Below are 6,226 nucleotides of genomic sequence, written 5' to 3'. Positions count from 1 at the left end.
GGCTGAGGGTCTGGCCCTGTCCGGGGAAGGAGACTTTGTAGGCGGAAACCTAGTTGCCTTGTATGTGAGCGATGCGAAGCTTCTTCTTCGGGTGTCGGATAAGGTGATAAACCTGCAAGACCCAGTTTTAGAGTTGAAATATAAGCATATTGACGGTGGCATAACACGGTTTTTTGCTGCCGATGCGGATTTTGAAGTTGAGATATCTTATGAGTCTTGGTGGCGGAACTTTCCGCTCGCTTCTCCTGCTTACGGTATGCCAGAGGACGAAGAACTGGATTTTTGCGCATTCGTTGTTTATATAGTGAACTCGGAGGTGGCGAGGGGGAACTATATGAAAGAGTATTCCTGGTTTTTTATCAGCGATGATTGAAAAATTGCCGCTGATGGGTGTCTAGAAATTTAACGTGTCAGACTACGTTTAACGGATCCCCGCTGTTCCTCTGGCCCCCTTGCTCCCGGTCAGGCCGGCAGACAGCATCCGAGAAATAGGTCCAGTAGAACTATTCTTTACGTTCAATAAATTCGGACGCTTCCTATCCGGGGCGGGTACGGCCGCGAAGGAGATGCCTGGCGGGCTTCTCAATACGGCTCAACAAATCGGCTATGCGTCGGCAGACGCGACCGGCTATGTGGTGGGTCAACTGCATGAGTGGGCGGGACACCCTAGCTACAAGGTCAGTCCCCAGAGCAACTTCTTCAGGCAGGCGCAAGAGGAGGGCTTAGGTCTCACCACCGCAAAGTTGGGCCTTGGATTGGTAGACGGTGCCATTGGTCGGCCTCTACGTGCTGTCGTGAATGGAACACCAGAACAGCTGGGTGAAGTAGCTTTTGAATGGACTGCGGGTGGTGTGGGAGGGAAGCTGCTGAGGGGCCAGCCTGGCTGGTGATGCGATTGTGGGCGGACGGGGGTTGATGGGGGGGGCATGACCAGTCGAGTCTATGTCGGCTCGGCAGGGGCTGAGGTCCGGCCTCACGGGAACGGATTCGATATTCTTGACAGCTGGTGATACGGTGTCGGCAATTGGGACGGTCAGACAAACCGGAGCTCGACAGGTTGTTGACCCTGGTTCGACGCGATTCAGCTGACGTTGCTGCAATTGCAAAAAATACCGATTGGTCTGAGGTAAGAATTTCTCGGGTGAAGGATCATTTATTTTACAAAGAGCACCAGTTGGGATCTGGCTTAAAGCAATTTGATGCGGATCCGGACATGTTCAATGCATGGAATAGGTTGACAAAAGGCGATTATTTTAAATCTGATATTGATTTTATACGCCATGATATTTTTGAATAGAAGTTTTAGGGAATATTCAAAACCAACTATATGGATGTTCATAATGCGGCTATTAGGGCTAAGTGAACTTGGATTCCGGAGTAATTATGGGGTTTTACGTAAGAATTGAGAAAGTGTTTGAGTCGGAATCGTCGGCTAAGTATTCGTTCAAAAATGAGATTGGAGAGTGCGGCTTGCTCGAGCTAAACAAGATGAGCAATGAGGTTATCTTGTTGAATTCTATGCCCGGTGATGGTGGTATGCATTATTTCAGAAGGGCTACATTTAAAATAACTCGCGAGTTGGAGAAGGGGGAGTTGCCGCAGATTTTGGAATGGGCTTCTTGACTGTGTTGCTAGAATTTAACGTGTCGAATTTAACGTGTCGAATTTAACGTGTCAGACTACGTTTAACGAACAACCAAATCACGTTCGAGATCCGGCCGCCGGCCAACAGTCGTCGATCACGTTGAACACGCGGATGCTGCGCGCATCAGCAAGCTGGTCATGCATGAAGTCCATCGACCATACCTGGTTTACGTTGGTCGGCACGGTCAGTGGCTCAGGCGTCTGTCGAAGCAGCCGTTTGCGCGGCTTGATCCGCAGGTTCAGTTCGAGTTCGCGATAGATCCGGTACACATGCTTATGGTTCCAGCCGAGCCCTCGAACATCGCGCAGATACAGGAAGCACAGACCAAAGCCCCAGTTGCGGTGATTGTCGGTCAGACGCAGCAGCCAGTTGGCGATTTCCTCGTTCTCGGCGTCCATCTTGGCGACGTACCGATAGCAACTCTGGCTGACTCTGAACGCCTCGCAGGCCATCCGAATCGATATGCCGCGATTCTGCACGGCACGTTGGGCCATCTCGCGGCGGCGGGATGGCCTCACCACTTTTTTTCTAGCGCCTCCGTCACGATCTCGGCCTTGAGCTTCTCCTCGACGTACATCTTGCGCAGCCGGGCGTTCTCGGCCTCCAGCTCCTTCATGCGCGCCATCAGCGATACGTCCATGCCGCCGTACTTGGAGCGCCACTTGTAGAACGTGGCCGAGCTGATGACCAGCTTCCGGCACAGCTCAGGAACGGCAAGGCCAGCCTCCACGCACTTGATCGCTTCAATGATCGGGCTATCCGTAAATCTCGACTTCTTCATGCGGTAGAACTCCTCAACGAGAAAATTCTACTTCTGACTTCATCGCTATTGTTGCGTGAAAATCCGAGCAAAGCTGCTGTTCGCGAGGAGTTCTTGCATGAAACGCAAGCGCGGCTTGGTATAGTCGATCGCCTTGGAACTTGCGGCCTAGGAAGCGCGGAGACGCACGTTAAGGATTTCATGATGCGGCACCAGAACATGCTTGGTTTGAGTGTTGAAGATGTTCGAATTCTCAACATATTAAGAGATAAGGGCCTTTAGAAATGTCAGTTCCATTGGCGGTGAGAGAGGTATTCTTTTTGTCTAGTGGCATAACTGTTTTTGCATGCGAAAAATCGGAGGCTTTTAGTGGTCCCTTTGGAAGGGGGGCGACAATTTATGTCGATGCAAAGGAAAGGCAGAAAATAGGACAGATGCGAGAGCATAATGTTATTAATAGAAATAAAAACAATAATATTATTGCTCTAGAGACGGATGATTTGATTTGCCTAACAAAAGAAGAGGTTTGGAGTGGGGGCGTTTTTATAGCGTTTGAAAATTGAAAATAAAAATCACCGCAGAAATTTTCAAGTCACCGAGTGGATCTGTGGTTCCAATGTTCTATGCCGTAGATAAGCGTGACAAAATTCTGAGAAATGCGACTAATACTTTGTTGGATTTTATTGTTGAATCGGTTCCGGCAGAACTAAGTGCCGTAGTTGCGGTTTTGAATTTGGAGAAACAAGGGCAATACTTTCAACTGGATCCGAATGTCGCAGTTTGGAGTGTTAATGACAAATATGTGTGGATAGGCCCTCCACGTGTCGCAAGAGGATTCGTTCTGATATCCAATGAGAATATTTCGGAATACTCTGAAGATGGCGGAGTTCCAGAGAAGTTTTCGATAAAGCAGTTTCTTTCGGCAGTGGATCATTGGAATTATTTTTGTGCTGTCCGTTCCGAAAAATCAGAAATGGAATTGTTGGGGAAGAAGTTTGAAGCAATAATTTAATGATTTAATGTGTCAGACTACGTTTGGCGCGGGCTATTTGCTTAATCCGACCAGAAAATTCGTGGTTCCAGGCGATAGGTTGGAAAAGGCGGTTCGGTCATCTAAGAAGTTGACAGTGTTATTGCTTGGCGTTATTGGAAAATAAGATGAGCGCTGAGATGTCCGAGTGGCTGCCAACCCTTCCCTGCCCTCCTCGTAAAAAGCGTAGCAGTGGAGGGTAATCCCCCCATTTTTAGCGATTGCGGATTCAATTCCAGGGGAGATAGCGGCTGGCGGTGTGGCCGCGGGCGCCACTAAAGGACTTGATGTGGTGGGAGAGGGTGCGGCCGTCTTGGGATGACAGGTTGCCCCGTAGGACCGACATGATTGAAGTTGTAGTTCGCAGGCAATGGCTGGTTGCCAGGTGGATGCTGGAAGCATCGAAATTCTCGGTACAAGGAGAAGCCCTACCGCAGAAGTCGGTGCTTGTGAATCTATCTTCTGGAGACATCCCAGCGGGGTTTCATCGTGTGGATTCTCGCCAGTTGCGATTCGCGCAGTTTGATACGTCACTCAATTTTATTGGGCTGGCACCAAGCGCGCCAAATTGGAACGATTGATAGTCTGGTGGCAGACTTGACCCGATCGCTGGAGAGGGGGTGAGTATTGTGATTGTTCCAAAATCTAGTCGAGATGCTGCGCAACGACTGCTTATGGAATATGGGATGATTAAAGGAGTCCAGCTTGGAAAATAGAACGAGAAATTATTTGCGGTTGGCCGATTTTCAGATTTTCCCAGTATGGAAGTATGACGAAGATAGTGAGTTATTTCATCCAGTTGTAGAGATGAATGATCTGCCGGAGCGGACGAGAGATTTGTTCATCAGCGCGGAGTTGGTAACAGCTTCAGGTCTGAGATTTGACGGATATGTAGTCGGTGTTGAAAGAATTTTCTCTATCGGTTTGTTTTATAAAAATTCAATTTATCATTTAAATAAAAATTTGCCTGATATATCTAGAGAGCAGATCAGGGATTTGTTTTCTAATATAGGGCGCGACGAGGATTTGGAATTTAGTTCGTTGTTTCCAATAAATTTCACCACTAAGTGGGGAGGGGAGGTGTTTGTCGATTTTTCGGGGAGCATGAATATAGATTAGATGTTGTTGCTGCTTAGAGAACGTAACCAAGATGTGAACGGTAATTTGTGTGAAGCCGCCAATTGGGGGTGTACATGCCGAAGCGGAATTTAATGCGACGGCAGATGACTTTGAATGTTCAGGCCGCTTCTTGCATCCTGTTGAAAATTATCATCGACACCTACGGTTAGTACTGCAGATATGATTTGAGTCAATTTCTCGCTATTTGGTGCGATACCGCCCCGGAATGCCTGAGTGCGGCGATCGTCGAGTGGGCTTGCGCTTAGGGCATACAGCGCGCGCGAATATATCCGGTCGGACAAACTACAGCAGAATGCCTACGTCGAACGGTTTAACAGGACCGTAATCCGCAGTTTGGAAGCCTTCGATAACGGTTCTCAGTCGTCCTTGATATATAAATTACGCTAGAAGTTGTTTTATGAATTACTGCAAAATTTACATTGATTCTAATGCCGACAAGGCCGCAATGGATTCATTGCTCGATGAAGGGGTGGCTCTTTTTTTTGGCGGTGGTGTCGTTGAGTGCGACGTGTTCAGAAATGAAGTCTATTTTTCAAATGCAGCATCAGAATCGCTGACTTATCCAGTAGATAGGTCGCGGTATTATGTTGAAATTGATACGGACTCGGATGTGATAATCACTGAGGACGCATTTAGGCTTGGAGTTTCGAAGATGATTGTTTGGCTGCGAGAGCGTGCAATATTTGTTGTCGCATCATGTGATTTTGAAGATTATGTTGTGGAGATTACGGGTTGGAATTGGACTCCAGAGCAGCCGTTGCCGCCGGCATCCAGAATTAATTTGAATTTGGTTTAATTTGCGAGGTGTGCAATGGTCAGTATTCACGGCGCCATGACTGCACAAAGGAAGTCTTGGATCTGGCAGCTGTGGCGCAAGGGGACATAGATGAGCTCTATTGCGCGCCGCATTGTTAAGCCTCCTGCGACTGCTTTTTCATATCTTCTATATGACGAAGGCAGTTCGCCTCGGAGCAGGACACGCCGTGCTGAATGCCTGTCAGCTCAGGAGCGCGCCAGGGGTACTAGTTTTCGGGCTATCGGGCGCGAGTTGGCCCGTTCAGCTTCCACGACCTCGAGAGAGGTTAGCCGCAATTGTGGGCCAGCGAAGTACCGAGCGTGTAATACGGAAAAACGGTTCTTAAAGCGCGGTCGGCGGCCGAAGCCGTACCTAGCGATTGGGCGCACGTACGCCGGCCGACGTTTTGCGGCAGTTGCTCTCAATGCAGGCGTCGAGGGCTATGACGTTGGCGTTCGCGGCGAGTTTATTGATTGCCTTCAGGGCTTAACGCGATGATCCCGAACCGGGCGTTGGGCAACCACAACGACTACAAGTCCTTCAGGCGTTACAACCCGGCCAAGCTGATTGGAGACACGCAACGGACGATGCCGCATCGCTAGCTCTTTAAGGAAAGATTCAGCACTATGGAAGTTCTCGCGCTTGATGACGCCTATCGGGGTAGGTGATGATACTGAGAAGATTCACTAGTAATAGTTATATCTATGTGGATGAAATGGATGGGGGGGTTCGGGAAAGCGCCTCATTGGCTGAGGGTCTGGCCCTGTCCGGGGAAGGAGACTTTGTAGGCGGAAACCTAGTTGCCTTGTATGTGAGCGATGCGAAGCTTCTTCTTCGGGTGTCGGATAAGGTGAT

9 protein-coding genes and 1 pseudogene are annotated in these 6,226 nt (G+C 49.0%); 9 read left to right on the top strand and 1 reads right to left on the bottom strand.

Features of this window, described 5'->3' with window-relative positions; genetic code table 11:
• A partial coding sequence (locus WBB14_RS08625; protein ID WP_424239453.1) for a hypothetical protein occupies positions 1-373 on the top strand: 373 nt, incomplete at its 5' end.
• 684 nt (positions 374-1,057) lie between these two features.
• The gene (locus tag WBB14_RS08620) at positions 1,058-1,297 is read left to right on the top strand and encodes a hypothetical protein (RefSeq protein ID WP_424239452.1); all 240 of its coding nucleotides are present in this window, start codon (positions 1,058-1,060) and stop codon (positions 1,295-1,297) included.
• A 434-nt stretch (positions 1,298-1,731) separates the two neighbouring features.
• Here the strand turns inward: WBB14_RS08620 and WBB14_RS08615 are convergent.
• Positions 1,732-2,426: pseudogene (locus WBB14_RS08615) on the bottom strand (transposase); the annotation flags it as partial.
• Positions 2,427-2,689: 263 nt separating this feature from the next.
• On the opposite strand from WBB14_RS08615, the gene WBB14_RS08610 reads away from it, so the two are divergent.
• From WBB14_RS08610 to WBB14_RS08580, 7 genes are all read left to right on the top strand, one after another.
• Complete coding sequence (locus WBB14_RS08610; protein WP_424239451.1) at positions 2,690-2,968, top strand: hypothetical protein; 279 nt, start codon at positions 2,690-2,692, stop codon at positions 2,966-2,968.
• A gap of 53 nt (positions 2,969-3,021) precedes the next feature.
• Positions 3,022-3,417: a hypothetical protein gene (locus tag WBB14_RS08605; RefSeq protein ID WP_424239450.1), complete on the top strand. Its 396-nt coding sequence runs from the start codon at positions 3,022-3,024 to the stop codon at positions 3,415-3,417.
• Positions 3,418-3,779: 362 nt separating this feature from the next.
• Positions 3,780-4,016, top strand: a complete 237-nt coding sequence (locus WBB14_RS08600; protein WP_424239449.1) for a hypothetical protein — start codon at positions 3,780-3,782, stop codon at positions 4,014-4,016.
• A 124-nt stretch (positions 4,017-4,140) separates the two neighbouring features.
• A complete protein-coding gene (locus tag WBB14_RS08595; RefSeq protein WP_424239448.1) occupies positions 4,141-4,554 on the top strand; it encodes a hypothetical protein in 414 nt (137 codons plus the stop codon).
• Positions 4,555-4,972: 418 nt separating this feature from the next.
• Positions 4,973-5,371 (top strand): hypothetical protein, encoded by a 399-nt coding sequence (locus WBB14_RS08590; RefSeq protein ID WP_424239447.1) that lies wholly within the window; start codon positions 4,973-4,975, stop codon positions 5,369-5,371.
• Positions 5,372-5,461: 90 nt separating this feature from the next.
• On the top strand, positions 5,462-5,869 hold the full coding sequence (locus WBB14_RS08585; protein WP_424239446.1) for a helix-turn-helix domain-containing protein: 408 nt from the start codon (positions 5,462-5,464) through the stop codon (positions 5,867-5,869).
• A gap of 169 nt (positions 5,870-6,038) precedes the next feature.
• Positions 6,039-6,226 (top strand): hypothetical protein (locus WBB14_RS08580; RefSeq protein ID WP_424239445.1); only part of this gene is annotated, 188 nt, incomplete at its 3' end.

This window comes from Achromobacter sp. (genome assembly GCF_049647645.1).
Classification (GTDB): Bacteria; Pseudomonadota; Gammaproteobacteria; order Burkholderiales; family Burkholderiaceae_B; genus Achromobacter.
The sequence above is the reverse complement of the archived record's forward strand: the minus strand, read 5'-3'. Positions and strand labels throughout refer to the sequence as shown.